15 protein-coding genes are annotated in these 20,329 nt (G+C 53.1%); 12 read left to right on the top strand and 3 right to left on the bottom strand.

The features are described from left to right. Positions 1–140: 140 nt before the first annotated feature. Both LEP6406_RS29950 and LEP6406_RS0204670 read right to left on the bottom strand, forming a co-directional pair. Positions 141–3,137, bottom strand: coding sequence for a GGDEF domain-containing protein (locus LEP6406_RS29950; RefSeq protein ID WP_008313970.1), 2,997 nt, complete (start codon positions 3,135–3,137; stop codon positions 141–143). A 222-nt stretch (positions 3,138–3,359) separates the two neighbouring features. After that, positions 3,360–4,244: a tetratricopeptide repeat protein gene (locus tag LEP6406_RS0204670; protein WP_027268841.1), complete on the bottom strand. Its 885-nt coding sequence runs from the start codon at positions 4,242–4,244 to the stop codon at positions 3,360–3,362. A 389-nt stretch (positions 4,245–4,633) separates the two neighbouring features. On the opposite strand from LEP6406_RS0204670, the gene psb28 reads away from it, so the two are divergent. From psb28 to LEP6406_RS0204630, 8 genes are all read left to right on the top strand, one after another. Then, positions 4,634–4,969 carry a photosystem II reaction center protein Psb28 gene (gene psb28, locus LEP6406_RS0204665; RefSeq protein ID WP_008313972.1) on the top strand — a complete coding sequence of 112 codons (336 nt, stop codon included), beginning with the start codon at positions 4,634–4,636 and terminating at the stop codon, positions 4,967–4,969. Positions 4,970–4,977: 8 nt separating this feature from the next. After that, on the top strand, positions 4,978–5,484 hold the full coding sequence (locus LEP6406_RS0204660) for a MogA/MoaB family molybdenum cofactor biosynthesis protein (protein WP_008313973.1): 507 nt from the start codon (positions 4,978–4,980) through the stop codon (positions 5,482–5,484). Between the two features lie 212 nt (positions 5,485–5,696). Continuing rightward, positions 5,697–6,776: a class 1 fructose-bisphosphatase gene (gene fbp, locus LEP6406_RS0204655; protein WP_008313974.1), complete on the top strand. Its 1,080-nt coding sequence runs from the start codon at positions 5,697–5,699 to the stop codon at positions 6,774–6,776. Between the two features lie 332 nt (positions 6,777–7,108). Further along, positions 7,109–8,638 (top strand): glucose-6-phosphate dehydrogenase, encoded by a 1,530-nt coding sequence (gene zwf, locus LEP6406_RS0204650; protein ID WP_008313975.1) that lies wholly within the window; start codon positions 7,109–7,111, stop codon positions 8,636–8,638. A gap of 113 nt (positions 8,639–8,751) precedes the next feature. Beyond that, positions 8,752–10,101, top strand: a complete 1,350-nt coding sequence (gene opcA, locus LEP6406_RS0204645) for a glucose-6-phosphate dehydrogenase assembly protein OpcA (RefSeq protein ID WP_008313976.1) — start codon at positions 8,752–8,754, stop codon at positions 10,099–10,101. Between the two features lie 43 nt (positions 10,102–10,144). Continuing rightward, a complete protein-coding gene (locus tag LEP6406_RS32640) occupies positions 10,145–10,309 on the top strand; it encodes a hypothetical protein (protein ID WP_008313979.1) in 165 nt (54 codons plus the stop codon). Between the two features lie 451 nt (positions 10,310–10,760). Continuing rightward, positions 10,761–13,262: an NACHT domain-containing protein gene (locus LEP6406_RS29945; RefSeq protein WP_008313982.1), complete on the top strand. Its 2,502-nt coding sequence runs from the start codon at positions 10,761–10,763 to the stop codon at positions 13,260–13,262. A 350-nt stretch (positions 13,263–13,612) separates the two neighbouring features. Then, positions 13,613–14,605, top strand: coding sequence for a caspase family protein (locus tag LEP6406_RS0204630; RefSeq protein ID WP_008313984.1), 993 nt, complete (start codon positions 13,613–13,615; stop codon positions 14,603–14,605). Positions 14,606–14,736: 131 nt separating this feature from the next. On the opposite strand, the gene LEP6406_RS26550 is transcribed toward LEP6406_RS0204630, so the two are convergent. Beyond that, positions 14,737–15,207, bottom strand: a complete 471-nt coding sequence (locus LEP6406_RS26550; RefSeq protein WP_008313986.1) for a DUF29 domain-containing protein — start codon at positions 15,205–15,207, stop codon at positions 14,737–14,739. 1,047 nt (positions 15,208–16,254) lie between these two features. On the opposite strand from LEP6406_RS26550, the gene LEP6406_RS0204620 reads away from it, so the two are divergent. The 4 genes from LEP6406_RS0204620 to LEP6406_RS0204605 all read left to right on the top strand — a co-directional run bounded on the left by LEP6406_RS0204620 (position 16,255) and on the right by LEP6406_RS0204605 (position 20,310). Next, positions 16,255–17,106 (top strand): helix-turn-helix domain-containing protein, encoded by an 852-nt coding sequence (locus LEP6406_RS0204620; RefSeq protein WP_008313988.1) that lies wholly within the window; start codon positions 16,255–16,257, stop codon positions 17,104–17,106. Between the two features lie 101 nt (positions 17,107–17,207). Next, on the top strand, positions 17,208–17,987 hold the full coding sequence (tatC, locus tag LEP6406_RS0204615) for a twin-arginine translocase subunit TatC (protein ID WP_008313990.1): 780 nt from the start codon (positions 17,208–17,210) through the stop codon (positions 17,985–17,987). Between the two features lie 418 nt (positions 17,988–18,405). Next, positions 18,406–18,948, top strand: a complete 543-nt coding sequence (locus LEP6406_RS0204610) for a universal stress protein (RefSeq protein WP_008313992.1) — start codon at positions 18,406–18,408, stop codon at positions 18,946–18,948. 63 nt (positions 18,949–19,011) lie between these two features. Continuing rightward, positions 19,012–20,310 (top strand): lipid-A-disaccharide synthase-related protein, encoded by a 1,299-nt coding sequence (locus tag LEP6406_RS0204605; protein WP_008313993.1) that lies wholly within the window; start codon positions 19,012–19,014, stop codon positions 20,308–20,310. Positions 20,311–20,329: the final 19 nt, after the last annotated feature.

Genomic DNA, 20,329 nt, shown 5'->3' with positions numbered 1-20,329 from the left:
TCACGGTCAGCGACGGAGTGTCCAAATACCAGCAGGGGCCATACAGGTTAGGACAAGGGGCTTAAGCCCCTTGTGGGTTGCAGCCCTTTAAATAACCTCACGATACTAACTCCTGCTATGCCAACAGGGGCGGACACATTTCATGGGCAAAGATGCAGGCAGTAGCGATCTCGACCTTGGGCCTTCGCTCGATATAGACTGGCATCGGCCCACTGAACTAACTCATCAGGGCTAGCGGCCTGCATTACTTCCCTGTGGCAGGCAATGCCCAAGCTAAGGGTGATATGGGAACTGACGGTAGAAAATCCGTGGGGCAGGTTTAGGTGGGCAATGACAGCCTGAATCCGTTCTGCCACCTGGATGGCCCCTGCCTCCGTTGTGTTGGGCAACAGAATCGCAAACTCCTCTCCCCCATACCGGGCCACCAAATCTCCAGATCGTCCTACCGCCGTCTGAAGTCCTTGGGCCACCTGCTGAAGGCAGCGATCCCCCGCTGGATGGCCATAGTGGTCATTGTAGGGCTTGAAAAAATCGATATCGCAGAGAATAAGCGCCAGGGAAGTGCGATCGCGCTTTGCCCGAATCCACTCCTGGGTTAGTGCCTGATCAAAATAGTGGCGGTTCGCGACCTGAGTCAGGCCGTCAATTGTGGCAAGGCGATAGAGGGCAGCATTAGCCGCCTGGAGTTGCTGATACAGCTCCGCCTGCCGGGTCTCCGCCTGTTTGCGTTCAGTGATGTCCACAATCGTGCCAAACAGCCGTAATCGGGGGCTATCTGGAGACACCATCGTCCCATCATGGCGATCGGCATCGGTACGGGCATTGACATGGCGAACCTCGCCATCGCTGCGAACAATGCGAAAGTCTAGCTCTTGGGATATCCCTTGCTCACAGACAGTACGGATATGCTGAAGCCAGCGGCCATAGTCATCAGGATGGATCAGTTCCGGATGATCTTTGAGAAGAACCGGAGTTTGGTCGGGACTCAGGCCAAAGATGCGAAACACCTCCTGAGACCAGTAAAGTTCTTCCCTGGCCAGATCAAACCACCAGTTACCCATTTGGGCCATGCCTTGGGCCTGCTGGAGCTGCTCCGTCAGGGTTTGGAGGGCCATTTCCGAGTGCATCTGGGCATCAATATCTTGAAATGCACCGCAAATGCGGGTGCAGGTTTCCCCATCCCAATCAGGCCGACCAATCGTTCGTACCCAGCGAACATTGCCCTTGGCGGTGACAATTTGCAGCTTTAGATCCCAAGATTTTCCCTGATGAATGGCCCGTTCGACAGCGGCTTCAATCTGGTTGCGGTGATCCCCCTCTCGGTAAAAATTTAGCCCCGTTTCCAGAGTGGGGACAAAGTCGGCCTCGACTTCATGGATTTCTCGGGTCATCTGGCTCCAAGACACGTCGTGCTGCAATAAATCCAGCTCCCAGCCCCCCACCCGTGCCAGGGTATTGGTTTGCTCTAGAAACGCTTTAGTGCGTTCTAGTTCCTGCTCAATCTGTTTGCGTGCGTTTTCCGCCACCACCCGATCCGTCACGTCCCGCACCATTACCAGCACTTCGTCCTGGTTGAGGGGCACGATGCGGGTTTCTTCATGGCAAAAATCCCCGTCAACGTCAATGGTGTGTTCGTAGCGTTGCCGTTCCCCCGTATCTAAGGCTTGCTGGATAAAGTACATCCGCTGATCAGCGATGGGCTTGGGCAGGGTCTCGTAGATAGACTGTTGTTGTCCCCATTGCACTGTTGGGAAGAGTTTGATTTCCCCTCCCGACATAAAATCCAAGCGAATGCCCTGACGATTGATCCGCAGTAGAAGATCGGGAATGGCCTCTAGCATGGCTCGTTTTGTGGCCTCGCTTTGCTGGAGGGCTAGTTCTGCGGCTTTGCGATCGCTAATATCTTGCACCATCGCGATGTCAGCAATCGGCTGCCCCGACTCATCTCGCAAAATTGACAGCACCATACTGGTCCACAAGGGGGTGCCATCCTTGCGGATATAGCGCTTTTCTATGGCTACCGAATCAATCTGCCCCTGGTAGAGTTTTTGCAAGTCTGTGTGGGTTTCTGGCCCATCCTCAGGGTGGGTAATATCTTGGTAACGCAGTTGGAGTAATTCAGCTTCGCTATAGCCCAGCATCTTACAGAAGGTCTGGTTCACCTGGATAAATCGACCATCCAGTGTTGATTGATTGATGCCAATGGCTGCTTGCTGAAACACAGCACGGGTGCGGGCCTCATTGAGACGTAGGTCCGCCTCCATCTGCTTGATGTCTGTAATATCGGTGGTGATGCCATCAATTCGCAGAGGATTTCCGGCAGCGTCGTTGACCAAATTGGATTGTTCTCGCAACCAACGCACCTGACCGTCTGACCGCACCAATCTGTACTCCAAGCACATTCGTTGGGGGTGAGGCCGGACTGAGATTTCTGCGGCGACCCGAGCCTGATCTTCGGGATGGACGAGACCAAACCAGAAACTAGGATCCGCCAAAAACGTCTCCGCCGGATAGCCATAGATCTGGGCCACTGCTGCATTCACATAGGCCACTTCCGAGGTGATGGGATTGACAGACCAGACAACGCCTTGAATGGAGCTGAGAATACTGTCAAGCCACTGTTGCTGTTTCTTGAGATCTGCCTCAGCGGCTACCAACTCTTGGGTCCGCTCAGCAACCCGTTCCTCTAGCTGCTGGGTCAACACCTGGCATTGGGTCTCCGCCCGCTTGCGCTCGGTGATATCCCGCAGAATCGACAAATGCTGGTGGGGATGAAAATTCGCCGTGGCGGCATATTCCACCTCGCGTCGCTCCCCATCCCGGCAAATCAGGGTGAATTCCCCCCTGCCCTGCCCTGCCTCTAGAAATTGCTGCCAAGTCGCCCTCCAGTCCAGTCCAGGTTCCGCAAAGTCGGCAATGGTCAGCCCCAGCAACTGCTCGCGGGGTAGCCCCAGGAGGGCACAGGCGGCGGGGTTTGCCTCCAGATAGTGGCCCTGATCATCGGCAATCAGCATGGCATCAAGGGCCATGTGAAATAGGCGGGATATCTGGGGCTGAGCTTGATACTCCTGCGCTATCCAGACGGATTCAGAGGTTGACTCCTCTGAGGGTAAGGGGGAAATCTGAGAAAAGGTCATGAATGCTCTATCGGTATGTCATTCCCCCTACGATTGTTTTTCTGAGGAGCGTTTAGGCCACTTAAATGAGGTGTCTAGTTAGGATGACATTCTCTGTGGGAAATAGCCTAATACCCCCTCCCCTTTGGGGAAAGCGTGTATTTCACAACTTTACACAATATATTTTCTCTTTCCGGGAGGAGCGGCATCTGCTCCTCCCGGAAAAAAAACCAACTTACGATGTCACTCTGTTGGGGCGGGGGGCGAGCCTTCTGCCTCCGTTACCGGGGTCTCTGAGGCGGGTACTGAGTCAGCAGGACTGGGCGCACTGCTCGCCGCCGCCAGTTGACGGACCTGATCTTTGAACTGGGCCGGAGCCAGTTCCTCTGCTTGCTGAAACAGGGGAGCGGCCTCGCCAGTGTTGCCCATATTCCTCAGCACCAGGGCTTTAGCTAGGAGGGGGCGGAAGTCATCAGATGCGATCGCAATTGTCTCGTCATAGAGGCTGAGGGCATCGTCAAAGCGTTCTTCCTGGACGTACACCTCTGCCAACAATAGCCGCACTGAGACATCATCAATAGTGCTTCCCCCAGTGGCAGTGCCCGTGGGGTTTGCCGCCTTCAGCGTGTCCTGGAGTAGTCCGACCGCCGCCTGGGGCCGGTTCTGATCTAGCAATAGTTTGACCAATCCCTGAAGGGCCTTCATATCCCCTGGGCTACTGGTGAGGACGGTGCGATAGGCTTGGGCTGCTCCCTCCAAATCTCCCAGGGCTTGTTTGGTCTGCCCCAGCAATACCCGGTACTCCGTGACATCGGGGTTCAGATCTGCCAGCTTACTGAGGGGCTCCACGACGCCCGCCAAATCGCCCAATTGGATCCGGGTTTCTACTAACCCCAGAATGGCGGTTTGATTATCGGGCTCTCGCTCTAGGACCAATTCGTATCCCCGAGCCCGATCCGCCAGTTCTGTCTGCATATCCACTGCCTCGGGGGTGCTACCCGGCGTGCTGGCGCTGGTGGGACGAGAATTACGCCCGCCCAAAATAGGCAGAATCGATAGGGTCAAAAAGGCTCCCAGAGCCACAACGAGGACCCCGGTCACAAGCCAGCGATTACGCTTTGCAGCCACGGTTGGGCACTCCATAACATCGTGCCCATCTTAGCGCCTCTACTGTCCGAGACCAGATCTCAAGGGCTCAACTCGTGATTCCCCAGGGAAACAAGGAACGAGTACTGGGCGGCGTAAATACTCTAACCGTTCTATCGTGGCACACTCGGCCCCTCACCGTTCGGCTGAGCTCACGCCGAAGCCTTGGCCCTCTCCCAGGGGGCGAGGGGACCGGAGAATGTTGGGCTGGTGCGAAGGTCTTCAGAAATAAAATGTCAGAAATAAAATGGGATTGCTATGGGATGCTGAAAAAGCTGAGAAAGGGGCTGGCTTTTGCTTAAAATAAGAGACTACAAGTTTAAGCTTTGTAAAAGACAACGGTTTGTAAAAGACAAGTAGGACATTGGTTCATGGCTCATATTGAATTTGCGCGGGGCGTAGTAGAAGAGGTCATCCCCGACGTGCGAATGACCCGCTCCAAGGACGGCAGCAATGGCACCGCCACCTTCTACTTTGAGTATCCCAAAGCGCTCTCTCAAGATGAGGGGGTCGAGGTCACAGGGATGTACCTTGTGGATGAGGAGGGGGAAATGGTAACCCGCGATGTCAATGGCAAATTCATCAACGGTGAACCAGCGGGCATCGAAGCCACCTACTCCATTAAGAGTCTGGCGGATTGGGAGCGTTTTATGCGGTTTATGAATCGCTACGCCGAGGAAAATGGCCTCGGCTTTACCAAAAGCTAGGCCGTCCCATGGCTGCTACCCCCCATGCCGATCCATCGCCCCTAGCCATTGGGTGCGCGGTACTGACAGTCAGCGATACCCGCACCCCAGAAACCGACGGCAGTGGTCAGTTGATACAGACCCAACTGACGGATGGAGGCCATCAGCTAGTGGCCTACCAGATTTTGCCCGATGAGCCAGAACTCATTCGGGCCACGGTGCTGGCCTGGTGTGCCGATGCCGCGATCGCAGTTATCCTCATCAACGGTGGCACGGGCATTGCCCCCCGCGATACCACCTACGATGCGATCGCGACAGTGCTAGAAAAAAAACTGCCCGGTTTTGGTGAGCTGTTCCGCGCCCTTAGCTACCAAGAGATCGGCTCACGGGCCATGGCCTCCCGTGCGATCGCAGGCACCCACAGCTCCACCCTAATCTTTTCCCTCCCCGGCTCTAGCAATGCCGTCCGTCTGGGCATGGAAGCCCTAATCCTGCCAGAACTCAGCCACCTATACCGCCAACTACACCTCCAGTAGCCCCCACAGACCCCTCGCGGAGATAGGGTCGCACAAGCATAGCAACGGGTAGATCCACGCCACCTCAGCCCACCACTTCTTTAGCTGATCTAAAGACTACCCCGGTTTTTAAGGCAATTTCCTTACCATGGGGGCGACACCACTTGAGTGTTGAGTAGCTCCCGCCAAAGCTGCCCTTGTGTTCATCGCATGCCAAAAGGCCGGAGGATTTTATGGCTGACGGCTATCAACCGTCCATTGAACAGACCCTAGATCGGGACTGCACCACCCTATCGCGTCATGTCCTGCAACAACTCCATAGCTTCGGACCCGAGGCCCAGGATCTCAGCACCCTCATGAACCGCATCGCCCTAGCTGGGAAACTCATTGCCCGCCGCCTCTCCCGTGCCGGACTGGTCGAAAACGCCCTCGGCTTCACTGGACAGACCAACGTCCAGGGAGAGGCGGTTAAGAAAATGGACATCTTCGCCAACGACGTATTCATCTCCGTCTTCAAACAGAGTGGCCTAGTCTGCCGCCTCGCCTCCGAAGAGATGGAGAAACCCTACTACATCCCTGAGAACTGCCCCATAGGGCGCTACACCCTACTCTACGACCCTATTGATGGATCCTCCAACGTAGACATCAATTTGAACGTCGGCTCCATCTTTGCCATTCGCCGCCAAACCGGCGACGATCTCGACCAGTCGGCCTCGGATCTATTAGAAAATGGTCGCAACCAACTGGCCGCAGGCTATATTCTCTACGGCCCCACCACCGTTCTGGTCTACTCCATTGGTCACGGGGTCCACGCCTTCACCCTCGACCCCAGCCTCGGAGAATTCATTCTCGCCTCAGAAAACATTCGCGTCCCCGATCACGGCCCCAACTACAGCGTTAACGAAGGCAACTTCTGGCAGTGGGAGGACTCCATCCGAGACTATATCCGCTACGTCCACCGCCATGAGGGCTACTCCCTGCGCTACAGCGGAGCCTTAGTCGGAGATTTTCACCGTATCCTAATGCAGGGCGGCGTCTTTCTCTATCCTGGCACCGTGAAAAATCCAGAAGGAAAACTACGACTTCTCTACGAATCCTCCCCCCTAGCCTTCCTAATCGAACAGGCCGGGGGCCTTGCCAGCACGGGCACGGAACCGATCCTAGATGTGATCCCTGGTGAACTGCACCAGCGCACCCCCCTAGTTATTGGCAGTCGCGAGGATGTCGATCTCGTCACCTCCTTTATCCAAGAGCGCATACACGAACAAAAATCTCTCACCGCCCCCCGTCGGGATCCAAAAGGAACAGCCTAGATTATCCGCCACAGGGCAGGGCAGGTTTTGAAAGCTCATCCCTGAATGACCCATCCAATACGAGCTAAACCTGCCCCTACGGGATACACCCATCCACTTCCCCAATATCAGTCACCCGCCCACCGGGCAACCACAAGGGATTGCCCCTACGAAATTCTCTATTGGAGCATCCTGCATTGGGCGCGGAAACCACGCCCCTACGACGGCATCCTGCATTGGGCGCGGAAACCGCGCCCCTACGAGACACTTAATTCAAAACTCAAAACTTAAAACTCAAAACTTAAAACGCCTGTCACCTCCCCCACTCCATCACTCCATCACCCCCTCCCCCCATGGTTAGCCTCATCGACAACCCCCTCCGCGTTGGCCTCCAGCAAGACCGGATCCCCGAGCCCCAAATTCTGATTATCTTTGGAGCCTCTGGTGACCTGACACAGCGTAAGCTAGTACCCGCCCTTTACCAGATGAAACAGGAACGGCGGCTACCGCCGGAACTCACCATTGTGGGGGTAGCCCGCCGAGACTGGAGCCACGAGTTTTTTCGAGAGCACCTACGGGAGGGGATAGACGGCTATGGCGGTGGTATTGGCAACGAAGCAGTATGGCAGGACTTTGCTCGAGGGTTGTTTTACTGCTCCGGCAACATTGACCAGCCAGAAAGCTACCACCGCCTCAAGGCATTTTTGTCGGAACTGGATGAATCGCGGGGAACCCGAGGCAACCGAGTATTTTACCTATCTGTGGCCCCCCGTTTCTTTGGAGAAGCAACCCAGCAATTGGGGGATGCGGGAATGTTGGCAGACCCTAGCAAGCAGCGGTTGGTGATCGAGAAGCCCTTTGGCAAGGATTTGGCAACAGCCCGAGTCCTCAATCGAGTAGTCCAAAAAGTCTGTCGCGAAGAGCAGATCTATCGTATTGACCACTACTTGGGCAAGGAAACCGTTCAGAACCTGATGGTGTTTCGGTTTGCCAACGCCATCTTTGAGCCCCTGTGGAATCGCCAGTTTGTGGACCATATCCAGATCACCGTATCGGAAACGGTGGGGTTGGAAGGACGAGCGGGATACTACGAGACCGCTGGGGCGCTACGGGACATGGTGCAAAATCACCTGATGCAGCTCTTTAGCCTGACGGCGATGGAGGCTCCCAACTCCTTGGATGCCGACAGCATTCGCAATGAAAAGGTGAAGGTATTGCAGGTGACCCGTCTGGCGGACTTGGACGATCTCTCCCTTTGCGCCTCCCGAGGCCAGTATGCACCGGGGTGGATGAAGGGGGAGGCGGTGCCCGGTTACCGCAGTGAAGAGGGGGCGAGTGATGAATCCACCACACCCACCTACGCTGCCCTGAAGTTGGTGGTGGATAACTGGCGCTGGAAGGGGGTGCCTTTCTATCTCCGCACGGGCAAGCGGATGCCGAAGAAGGTGTCGGAGATTTCCATCCACTTTAAGGAAGTTCCCTTCATGATGTTCCAGTCGGCGGCCAAGCAGTTGAACCACAATGTGCTGGCGCTGCGGATTCAGCCCAATGAGGGAATTTCTATGCGCTTTGAGGTGAAAACACCGGGAAATTCCCTACGGACGCGATCGGTGGCAATGGATTTTCGCTACGATGCCGCCTTTGGCAAGCCCAGCACCGAAGCCTATGGTCGCTTGCTGGTGGACTGCATGTTGGGGGATCAAACCCTCTTTACCCGAGGGGATGAGGTGGAAGCATCATGGCGACTGCTGACCCCAGTCCTCGAAGTCTGGGATGCCCCTGCGCCACCGGATGCGATTCCGCTCTATGAGGCGGGCACTTGGGGGCCAGTGGAAGCAGAATTGTTGCTCAACCGCGATCGCCGCCGCTGGCGTCGCCTCTAGGAGTTCTATGGTCTGAAGCAGACTCCCGGTGCATCTCTCAATACCTTGAAGAGTAGTAGATTTCGCTAGCATAGGGGCGATTGCGCCCGGTCCCTCACACCCCCCCATTTCCTATGACTACGACCCCAGTAGTGGCGCTTCAGCGCCCTAAAGACATCTCTATCGACGATATCGAGGCTGAACTCCGTAATATTTGGCGCAGTCAGGATGGTGGCAGTTCCGCCCCCGTTGCCACCCGAGCCACTTCCTTTAGCATTGTGGTCTACGAACCGGAGGAGTTTCAGCAACTCCTAGCAGCACTGAGCTTTTACAAAGGGGCGATTGACGGCATCCATGGGCCGGAGACTCGGGAAGCGGTACGTCAAGCCCAAATGGCCTACGGACTGCGGGTCACGGGTCGGGTCGGAGAGCACACTCTCGCCCGTCTGCGGAAGGAATATGACCAGCTTTCCCCCTCCCGTCAGAAAATTTCCAACCCAGATCTACGGGGCTTTAATCTCAGTGAGGCAATTTCAGCCCACAACCCCTGCCGGGTCATTACCCTGTGCCCCACCGTTGGCCATGATGACATCGTCACGGCCCAGGTGTCTGCCTACTGCCCAGTACAAAAGCGCAACACCAGCAACTTAATTTGCTGTGAATACATCACCCTACGGGGAGCAAAATCAGCGTTAGAACGGGCGGCAGGCATTGTGGGGTCGCTGATGATTGGCGATTTACCTAAGTTTGTCTGGTGGAAGGCGACGCCAAACCCGGAGCAGTCCCTCTTTCGCCAGCTTTCGGAAACCAGCAATTGCATCATTGTGGACTCTAGTTATTTCAGTGATGCGGAGTCAGAAATGCTGAAAATGCAGGAACTGACGGAGTCGGGCACCTACATTGCTGATCTGAACTGGCACCGCCTTTCCCCCTGGCAAGAGCTGACAGCGGAAGCCTTTGATCCCCCTGAACGGAGGGAGGCGCTGATCCATGTGGACCGCATTAGCATTGACCATGAACGGGGCAATGCAGCCCAAGCTCTGATGTTTTTGGGCTGGTTTGCTAGCCGCCTCAACTGGACTCCCATGCGCTATGTCTACGAAGGGGGAGATTACGACATCCGCAAGATTTATTTTGAAGGCATGAATGGTCTGGAAATCGAGGCGGAATTAGCGGCAACTCCGGTGGCGGACGTTGGGGAGGTGATTGGGGATCTGATTGGCATTCGCCTCACTTCAACTAACCTCTGTGCTGATTGTTGTACAATCCTCTGCTCGGAGACGACGGGCTGTATGCGGATGGAGGCGGGGGGCAGTGCCCAGTCTTGCCGGGTGGAGCAGGTCAGTGCGATGTCGGATCAGCGGGCGGATCTGATTCTAGGGCAGCAGCTTCAGCGCTGGGGTGAGGATATTCTCTATCAAGAAAGTCTCGCGACAGCGGACCAAATGCTACGTCTGCGGCCTCAAGAACTCGCAGAAAAATAAGGTGCCTGCTGATCGGGCTTGATCCCTGGGGGAGCCCTTTAAAATGCCCGCTACACTGGGGCCAACCTGTCGCGCTGATGAGGAAGCGGCCCAAGGGATGGTGCAGGTGAAGTGGTTGGCTACGGGAGAGCAGGCAGCCCAATCCCAAGCGGATCTCTTGGCCAATGTGGATGGGTTGCGATCGCAAATCCGTACTGCTCAGCATTGAAGTACGAGATGCCCAACTCACAACTTGGGCTTGCCAGGTACATGAGTTGTCTCCAAGGCAATCCCTATCGAAGGATTACTGGAATCTGTAGTGTTCTAGGGGAGGGTAGCTGTTTGGCTGCTCTCCTATTCGCCTATGGGCCGAGTGTGGATATTCCTTTCAGCGATCGCCCCCTTGCTAAGCTGCATCAACTGTCTGAAGCCTTAGATGCTGGTGTGGTGAGCGTTGTCGAGGTTGCGATCGGGCCAGTTACACTCGTGCTAACGGTACGATCTTCAATCAACTCCTTGCGCCACAAACTATAAACTCTAGCCGCTGTCTCGCGCTGAACTAAACTAATGAGACAAGGCAACATTTATTTCACACTGTCTACTGCAACAAGTGGTATGAAGTAGCCTTAACGAGATGCAACAGCAACTAATTACTTATACCTGAGCTCAAGTTGTAATTGATGTCAGAATCTCTTCAAGCAGCCATCCAAAGAGTGTTGTCGGGAAACGCTGACGACTCTGACATTCATACGATATCGACAGCTATTCAAACTGGTCAAGTAGTTCTGGCTCACGGCAATGGTGTTATCAAAGTTGATGGTGACGTTCAAGACTCACAGATTATCACTGGTAGCCACAACTTGGCGGGCGATAAAAATATCATTATTAATGGTGATAGCAACATCATTATTAATGGAGCAAAAGCTGAATTTATCCAAAGTATTCTAAATCAGCGACCACAGATTTCACTTGATACACTGATCCAGAAAGTGCGATCGCGGGCATCTGAGAAAGTTCTCAAAAATTTCGGAAAAATTCAACTCCTGAATAGACGCCAAGTTGATGTTGATCAGCTTTATGTAGATGTTTATGTTCTGGAAGTGCAGGACTATCGAACCAACATTCCAGGGTTACTCAACGGTCAGAATGTCCGAGAACAGTTTGACCGACTAGGGCTTGCAAAGAGAGGGGAGCGGTTACAGGGATTAAAAGTTGCCGAGAGTGAGGACTATCCTCGATTAATGGTGCTAGGGAAGCCCGGTTCAGGGAAAAGCACATTTCTAAGGCACTTAGCAGTAGGCTGTGCCAAAGGTATTTTTCTGAACGACTACATCCCCTATCTGCTTGAGCTACGGGATCTTGATAAAACTGATTTCAGCATATTTCAGCATATCCACGAGGAATTTGAATTAGACAAAGAGGAGCAAACCAAACAACTCCTAAGTCAAGGGAAAGTCTTGGTTTTGTTGGACGGTCTGGATGAGGTGTCCAGTGCTGTGCAGCAAAAATTACAGGATGAATTGCGAAGGCTTGCAAGACGATACGACAAAAACCGCTTTGTGCTGACTTGTCGTACTCAAACAACGGAGTATATTCCGGAGCAGTTCAGTCCCATAGAGGTAGCGGAATTTAAGCCAGAACAGGTAGAAAGCTTTGCATTGAATTGGTTTACGGCATTAGCAGAAACACCAGAACAAGGTAAAGCGCTAAAAGAACACTTCATGGAGAAGCTGAGGGAACATCAACAAACTTCTGAACTAGCCGTAACCCCAGTCCTACTAAGTTTGGCGTGTTGGATTTTTGAAGACTTGGAATGCTTGCCAGAGAGAAGGTCTGATTTATACCGGGAAGGATTGGATTTACTACTAAAACAGTGGGACGAAAAACGAGGAATAAGTCGAGAGATCAAAAGTGAGATCTATCGGCAATTATCTCTCGATTCACGCAAGCAACTACTGAGCTATTTGGCGGTTCGTAAGTTCGATCAGACAGAAAATTTTGTACTGTTTGAGGAAGCGGAAATCTGTAGTTACATTTCGGAGCATCTTCAAATTTCAGAGGAGGAAAGTAGAGCAGTACTAGAGAGTATTGCAGAGCAGCATGGAATTTTAGTTGCGCGCGCCCATGAAATTTGGTCGTTTTCACATCTGACATTTCAGGAATACTTGGTAGCGAGATGGTTTTGCGATGGAACAGACCTCCAACCTCTAATGAGGCATATTACGGACTACAGATGGCGCGAAATCTTTCTGTTGTCATCAGAAATGCTTCAGAATAGAGCCGAGCTATTGTTAGAGGTGCATAGACTTGCAAATGAGTTGATTGCTGGCAATCAGCTCATTCAACAAATCCTCAATTGGGTTAGCGAAAAGGCTACCTCCCTCGGCCTAGAGATTTTTTCATGTGAGCAAGTACAGTTGCAGGTTCAAAATGCACTCCTTCTAAATTCAGAATTCGCGGATCCGACGCAAGAAAATCAGCAGATTATTATTGAACTGACTCCCTCAGTACCAGACAAGTCAAGATATATACCAATTATTTATCAGCAGGCTCTCCTACGAGGATTTTGCCTAGATCTTATCTGCATATACAACTGTGACAATAGTCTTATCGGGGACGTGAAGATCATTTCTCAGCTGAGCCTCTATATGTCTTTCAAGAGAAAGAACCAGTTCATAGAATCAGTCATAATCCTTGACCATTCTATGAATTGTTTTTTTGCATATCTCACAAAATTTTGCGCTCCTTTTTTCGTATTTGAGCATTCATACTCTGCCTTGACAGAAGCACTTGCTAAATGTGCCGAAGAATGCTCGATATTAATCTGTATAAAGGTAGTCTCAATAACTTTATTTGAACGGATCCTTGTATTCTGGCATAGTTTTCTTAGTGTGGAAGATACTTCTTCAGAAACATTGAGGGCATGGTGGGATAATGAAGGAAATACATTGGCCGAGCAACTGCTTGAAAATTTGCGCAAAGAACGTAATATATGTCACGGTTGGGAATTAGCAGAAGAATCCAAAGAACTCATGAATAAGTATTATGCAGCAAATCGATTGCTGGCAGATTGTATAAATGATCTACCAGTCACAGAAGCCTTTTTGGCAGAAGATCTTATGAGCAAAATTTTGCTTCCCAATACTGACAACTTAATTTCAGAAGAGGAAGTTTTAAGCTAGGATGCAAACTGCTAAACGTGCCTCTGATAGCACTTTCGGCGGCTACCTATCGTTCCACAAAATATGAAAATTTAGATGATCATTCTACTTTAAGAAGAACTTCTTGAGAGCGGAAATCTTGGGCTAAGTAAATTCAGCTTTACAAGATTTAGTATGCTGAACATTCTCACTGAATCAGCCAAGATTTATACGGAGAAAAACTTTCATCAATTATACAGCCTGTAAAAGGCTGCTTTCGATTCTGGTGTACGTAAGCCTTGTTGACCAAGGACTTTAGCCTATTTGAGATATAATTAGCATGATAGATCCGGTAGGGTCGTGAATCTTGTCAACAATAAATAATGTTGGTTATGACAGAGTCCTTTGCCCATGGATATGCACTTTTAGTCGGTGTAGGGCACTGTGTTGAGCCGCAGTCGTCTTTGCCTGTAACCGTGAAAGACATGCAGGCATTGAAACAAATCTTGGTTGATCCAGAACTCTGTGCTTACCCTGACAATGACCAGCATTTGAGGCTGCTTCACGATGAGGACGCTACTCACCAAGCAATCCTGGACGGCTTAGAGTGGTTGAAGGCTCAAGCGACGGCTGATTCAGAAGCCACAGTAATTATCTATTACTCCGGTCATGGCTGGCTGGACACAACCAGTGGTAACTACTACCTCATTCCGCACGATTTTGATTCCTACGACTGGCGCAACACGGCCCTATCCGCCGAGACCTTCAATCAAGCCCTGCATCAAATTCCGGCCAAGCGACTGCTCGTGATCCTCGACTGCTGCCATGCGGCCGGTATGGCTTCACCCAAAGAAAATGTGTCGGAACCTCGTTTACCCAAAGGCATTGTGCCTACAGCCGATCCCAAAGGGCTGATTGATAACCTGGCGCAGGGCGAAGGACGAGTCGTGTTTACGTCTTGTCGAGGAGATCAGAAATCTTGGATTCGACCCGACAATACGTTAAGTCTCTATACCCATCACCTGATTGAAGCTTTGCAGGGAGCCGCTAGCCAACCGGGAGCGACGGAGGTAACCGTGTTTGACCTGGCAAACCATTTAGGAAAGGCCGTTCCAGAAAGCGCAGCAACTATAGGGAAACAGCAAACTCCTAGATTTGAAATGTCGGCGACAGAAAAATTTAGTATCGCGCTACTTCAAGGAGGCAAAGGTCTGCCTGTCGGTGGATGGAAAGCTATGGAACAACAGGCAGATGCTTCTCATCAGGTTCAAGTCAGCACATTAGGTAAAAGGAGTGTCGCAATAGGAGACAGCACTATCAGCAGCACAATTATTACTGGTAACAATAATGTGACTGGAAACGGCAATGTAATTCAACGGGGTTGAAAATAATTTGCATGATCCTCCCAGGTTTGGTAATCAATGCAAATTGACTAGCAGTGCGCTCGCCCTCGTAGGTTGGGTTGACGAAGGAAACCCAACACGCACAAGCCTTCGATTCCCACCATAATACAAATTTAACCGATGGTTTTGTCGGTTGTACTAACGCGCAACCCAGTTTGCATTTCTAACATATCTTCTAGAGTATAGGGGCATTCCTTAGGAAAGGTATCAATTGACATCTGGGTTTCTTTTGCCGCATCTCTGCGGGCGCGACGATAATATTTTGCCACCCATTCTGCATCGTTTAGAAAGCCTTGCAGGCTGGGGCTATCTTCCAAATAGTCTTGAATGCCATCGCGACAGTTCGACAGCGTAACCTCCCAACTGGCTGTTCTACGATCGGGCTGATATTGCCATTTGAGTAGGTGCATCATCAACACCATTAAGGAGCTGCCTAGCTCCTTCTGCTCGCTGCGTCCCAAATCCCCCAGTTCCTCAACCAAATTATCTCCATCTACGTTTTCCCATTGCCCTTTCTGAAGACAGGCAATTTGATGATCTGTCCACCGCAAAAAGTCGCGACCATAGAGGGTTGCTTTTACCATTAGCGTTATGTCCCTGCTCACCAAATTAGCGATAAATCCAAGGCGTTAATCACCGTTTCGGCCACTCCGACTGAGCAAGCCTTCTCCTCAGTAATCCGTAACCCTTGTTGGACAAGCTCTTTGTAGGGTGGCCATTGCCCACCATCCTGGACCGGAGGAATGTACGACATTTACGTTATGCCAGGGCTAGCATCAAAGCCAATATGCCTTTTGGGGATGTGAGAATGTTGAGTGTTCGGGGAGGTGGTTGGAGGTGGGGGAGCAAGTTTGAGCGGTGGGCAATGCCCACCCTACGACTATCCATGAATGGCCGTAGGTGGCCGAAACGATGAAAGTGACCTACCTACAGGATAGGGAAGCGCAAGTTGGTCACAGCGCACAGATTGGATCCACTGGATCGACAAGCCGCTGACCTGTTGTTGTCCCTAGGATTTAGGTTCCGGCTGGGTACGGACTAGAAGGCGGAGCCTCGGAGGAGCGCTTCCCGGCAGAGCCGGGAAGCGAGGAATAAGCTGTGTTGGATACATCCCCTGTCCCCTCTCCAGAGAGTCAAGATGTGTATACTTAACCTCAGTTCGGGTTAGGCTTCGCTGCCCATCCGCCAGGGAATCTGGCTCAGCGCAAAGCTCTAGCCTGACTACGTTGCAGCCTTCTCCCTACCCTGCGGGAAGAGCAAGCTCTACATCCCCCTTGCTTAAATGCCGTTGGTCTATCGCCCTGTCCATAAGATACAAGGGGGGGCGGAACGTCTTGTCCGGCCTCCTCTGCTCTCACTTTTGGGAGAGGAGGGCTCTATAGCCTAACGACATTCAAGAAAGGCTTAGCCTGCCCGATAGGGCTTGGGGGTGAGGGCCAAGATGTGTGTTCACAGCAGGGGACTATGGGGAGGTAACTGGGTCAAGCGTTGGGAGGCCAGACCACTTCTCCTTGCCCATTTCCCCTTACAATAAGCAACAACAATCATTCATCACATCGTTGAGATTTTTTTAGATAATTTTTTTTGGATAATTTGTCACAGAACTTTGCCAGTTCTTCCCATGGGCCACCGTGAGTAAGTTAACCGCCGCTCAGCAAGAACAGTTGTCTAGTCTTGGTCTCTACCTCCAGAGTGTTCGCAAAGAACAGGGTCGGGCTTTGGATGAGGTTGCTACCCAGATCTTTATTCGGCCTGCTTTGCTTAAAGCCCTAGAGACGGGAGATGGGGAAGAGTTGCCGGAGCCTGTCTTTATTCAAGGATTTATTCGTCGCTATGCCGATGCCCTAGGGTTGGAGGGTCGCGATATTGCCAAGCAGTTTGAATCAACCCTCGTAGCGGTGCTGCCGGACCCGACCCAGGCCAATGGTGGCGGTATGGATGGGGTGGTCTCTCAGCAGGATCGCCACCAGCTTAAGGTGATTGCCCCGGCGGACTCCGGCAACCGCCGTTCTTGGTCTGGTTCCGGGCTGGGCTGGTTAATAGGCGGTTTGATTCTACTTGCGATCGCAGGGGGAGCAATCTGGGCCGTTGTGGGTCAAGGCGGTAATCGTCCCCGCCTCAATCTGGCCGATTCCGACACCCCGACAGAGCCGGACAGTAGCGCAGAGACAGCCGACACCCTTCCCGAGAAGGAGGCTGACCCTGCTCCCCTACCTCTGACTGAACCCATCACGGTGAAAATTACCCTTACCGGCGACTCGTGGTTGCGGGTAACGGCGGATGGAGAAGAAGTCTACGAAGGCATTTTGACCGCTGGCAGTGAGGAAACCTGGACGGCTAAAACGGAACTGGTGATTATGTCGGGCAATGCCGGGGCCGTGCAACTGTCCTTTAACGGTTCAGAGAGTGCCCCCCTGGGTTCCCCCGGCACCGTCGAGCGTAGAACCTTTACCCTCGATACCACCTCAACCCTCACGCCGTAGCCGTTCCGAATCATCCCAGCCATTCTGCTTCGCCGCTATTCTGCTTAGAATGAAACCACTGGATGGAACTGCCCCATGTTTACCCAGCCCACGTCTAAGCGATGACCTCCTCGACCAAATCCGATACCCTCGCCGCCCAGGACAATCCTGCTGACCCGGATACCTTTCTAAATGAGGCTCCCGATGATGTGGAAATGTCCCTGTTCGACCATCTGGACGAACTGCGCCAGCGAATTTTCTACAGCTTGATTGCAGTCGCGATCGCAATCGGGGCCTGCTTTAGCCAGGTTAAGCGCATCGTCGAACTCCTGGAAGTACCGGCCCAGGGGGCGAAGTTTTTGCAGCTCTCGCCGGGGGAATTTTTCTTCGTATCCCTGAAGGTGGCAGGCTACAGTGGTTTACTGATCGCCAGTCCCTTAATCCTGTACCAGGTGATCATGTTTGTCCTGCCGGGATTGACTCGGCGGGAACGGCGGCTCTTGGGGCCATTGGTACTGGGGTCAGGGGTGCTGTTTTTTGTCGGGCTGTTCTTTGCCTATATTGCGCTGATTCCCGCTGCTCTAAACTTCTTCATCAGTTACGGCGAAGATGTGGTGGAGCAGCTCTGGTCTATTGACCGCTACTTTGAATTTGTACTGCTGTTGCTGTTCAGTACGGGGCTGGCATTTCAGGTGCCTGTGGTACAGCTCGTCCTAGCCCTACTGGGGATTGTCTCCTCTAGCACCATGGTGTCTAGCTGGCGCTATGTGCTTCTAGGAGCCGCCATCCTAGGGGCGGTGCTCACCCCCTCCACGGACCCTATTACCCAAAGCTTGCTGGGAGGCGCAGTGTTATTCCTCTACTTCGGCGGCATTGGCCTGGTTAAGCTCTCGGGGCGATAACGTCAGGTTATTGTTTTTGGGATCCAAGTTTTTGTGGCCCAAGTTTTTATGATCCAAGCTGTGGTGCCTATCGACAATCGGCGATGGTCAGAGACCGGCCCACAGGGGCCATCGGGCCAGACCTGCGAGTCCATGTTACGGCTCGTATCCCCCATACCACCAGCTTTCTCAGCCTTTCTATAATTGATGTAGAACTGCATACAGAGCATCGGGGTCGCTCCCATCTGTTCCACAGAAACCGCTTGCCTACGGTGCTAACCCTCCCCCGCTACAGTCTCGGAAGGGCTGCCAGCGCCTAGATGCGGCAAGTTGGCTTGCTGCTAAACGCAGCCCCTAGTTTTAAGGGAGTGATGGTCTTTGACCCACCTCTGGCCATCCCAGCCCCACTGTTCATTCAGGAGACCTCTCAGGAGCCCCTATGTACCACAAAATCTTAGTCGCACTAGACCGCTCTGCTACCCGCTCCCCGGTGGCGGAAAAGGCCATTTCCCTGGCCCAAGCCCTAGAGGCCAATTTGATGCTAGTTCATGTGTTGTCTGCCTACGACACCGATAGCCCAGGGCTACCCGTGCGGGCCTACCATTCCTACTACCCCATTCTGGACAGTGTTGCCTGGGATACCTACCAACAGCGCTGGTCCACCTACGAACAGCAGGGGCTAGAGGAACTCCGCCACACTGCGGAGGCCGCCGAAGCCGCCGGTCTTTCCACGGAGTTTACTCAAGCCGCAGGCGATCCAGGCCGAGTTATCTGTGATGTGGCCAAAAGCTGGGGCGCAGACCTGATTTTGGTCGGCCATCGGGGCCGCAGTGGGTTGAGTGAATTTTTGCTGGGTAGCGTCAGCAACTATGTCATGCACCATGCCCCTTGCTCAGTGCTAGTGGTTCACGGCGACAAGGTGACAGCGGCACAGGACAGCAATGAGGCGACAGAGTCTCATCCTATGTCAGCGGCCTCCTAGGATCTGTAGACCATTAATAATGCCAGTAATAATGCCAGCCCTGATTCTGGGGAGAAATGCCCATTGCCCTCCCCCGAGTGGGATAGTCTGAAAGACGATATTCCTACAGGAGAGTCTAACGGACAGGCCATGGCACAATCACGGCTGCTCTGCATTTGTAACGGTCATGGCGAAGACGTGATCGGCAATCGTATCCTTGCTGCCCTGCGACAGCGGGCTCCAGGGATGGAGTTGGCAGCCATGCCCCTAGTGGGAGAGGGCAGCACCTTTCAGCACCACGACATTCCCCTCGTCTGCCCCACCAAAAAACTACCTTCCGGCGGATTCATTTACATGGATAGTCGGCAGTTGGCTAAGGATTTACAGGGGGGACTAGTGCAGTTGACCCTGGCCCAAATTCGAGCCATGAAGCAATGGGCCAAACAGGGCGGCAAAATCCTGGCAGTGGGGGATCTGGTTCCCCTTCTATTTGCTTGGGTGGGGGGCTTGCCCTACTGGTTTATCGGTACTGCCAAATCAGAATATTACCTGCGGGATGAGCTCCAGCGGTTGCCCACCTTGCCCTGGTACGAGGGCTACGGATCTTCGATCTATCTGCCTTGGGAGCGGTGGCTGATGCGGCGACGGCGCTGTCTGGGAGTGGTGGTGCGAGATAGCCTTACCGCTGATCGTCTCCGCCAAACGGGACTGCCTTATGTCTACACGGGCAACCCCATGATGGATGGGCTAATGGCCAGTGATCGCAGCTCTGGTCTGGCTGCCCAGGCTGAGAATGCCCTCGTTGTGGTAATCCTGCCTGGTTCCCGCGCTCCCGAAGCCTATGGCAACTGGCACCGTATCGTCACGGCCTTAGCCGGGGTTCAGACCGCCCTCGCTCCGCGTCCTATCCATTTTCTCGGGGCCATTGCCTCTGCCCTCGATCTGGATGAGTTGGGCCGTATTCTCCACCAATCAGGCTGGACCCAAACCCCAGAGAATCCCGCGCCCCAGTACCGCCAGGGCAGGGCCACCCTAGTGTTGACTCAGACTGCCTACAGTGACTGTCTCCAGCTCGCAGACTGCGCGATCGCAATGGCAGGCACCGCCACCGAGCAGATTGTTGGGCTGGGCAAACCAGCCTTTACCCTACCGGGCAAAGGACCACAGTTTAGCTCCCAATTTGCCGAAGCCCAGACTCGACTCTTGGGAACCTCGGTGATTTTAGTTGAGTCACCCCAAGCCCTAGGCCCCCGAATGCACCAGATCCTTCAAGATCCAGATCGATTGCAAGATATCCATGCCAACGGACTCCGGCGTATGGGGCAACCTGGAGCCGCCGAGCGCATCGCCCAGCTCATCCTGAAGCCAGAACATCGGAGCTAGCGGACACCCACGCCATCTC

Origin of the sequence: Leptolyngbya sp. PCC 6406 (assembly GCF_000332095.2) — a bacterium.
Lineage (GTDB): Bacteria > Cyanobacteriota > Cyanobacteriia > Phormidesmidales > Phormidesmidaceae > PCC-6406.
Note: the sequence above shows the minus strand (reverse complement) of the source record. Positions and strands in the feature narration are given on the sequence as shown.

Coding starts and splice junctions, on each gene's coding strand:
- LEP6406_RS29950 (WP_008313970.1), bottom strand. CDS start 3,137: ATGACCTTTTCTCAGATTTCCCCCTTACCCTCAGAGGAGTCAACCTCT.
- psb28 (WP_008313972.1), top strand. CDS start 4,634: ATGGCTCATATTGAATTTGCGCGGGGCGTAGTAGAAGAGGTCATCCCC.
- LEP6406_RS0204660 (WP_008313973.1), top strand. CDS start 4,978: ATGGCTGCTACCCCCCATGCCGATCCATCGCCCCTAGCCATTGGGTGC.
- fbp (WP_008313974.1), top strand. CDS start 5,697: ATGGCTGACGGCTATCAACCGTCCATTGAACAGACCCTAGATCGGGAC.
- zwf (WP_008313975.1), top strand. CDS start 7,109: ATGGTTAGCCTCATCGACAACCCCCTCCGCGTTGGCCTCCAGCAAGAC.
- opcA (WP_008313976.1), top strand. CDS start 8,752: ATGACTACGACCCCAGTAGTGGCGCTTCAGCGCCCTAAAGACATCTCT.
- LEP6406_RS32640 (WP_008313979.1), top strand. CDS start 10,145: ATGCCCGCTACACTGGGGCCAACCTGTCGCGCTGATGAGGAAGCGGCC.
- LEP6406_RS29945 (WP_008313982.1), top strand. CDS start 10,761: ATGTCAGAATCTCTTCAAGCAGCCATCCAAAGAGTGTTGTCGGGAAAC.
- LEP6406_RS0204630 (WP_008313984.1), top strand. CDS start 13,613: ATGACAGAGTCCTTTGCCCATGGATATGCACTTTTAGTCGGTGTAGGG.
- LEP6406_RS26550 (WP_008313986.1), bottom strand. CDS start 15,207: ATGGTAAAAGCAACCCTCTATGGTCGCGACTTTTTGCGGTGGACAGAT.
- tatC (WP_008313990.1), top strand. CDS start 17,208: ATGACCTCCTCGACCAAATCCGATACCCTCGCCGCCCAGGACAATCCT.
- LEP6406_RS0204610 (WP_008313992.1), top strand. CDS start 18,406: ATGTACCACAAAATCTTAGTCGCACTAGACCGCTCTGCTACCCGCTCC.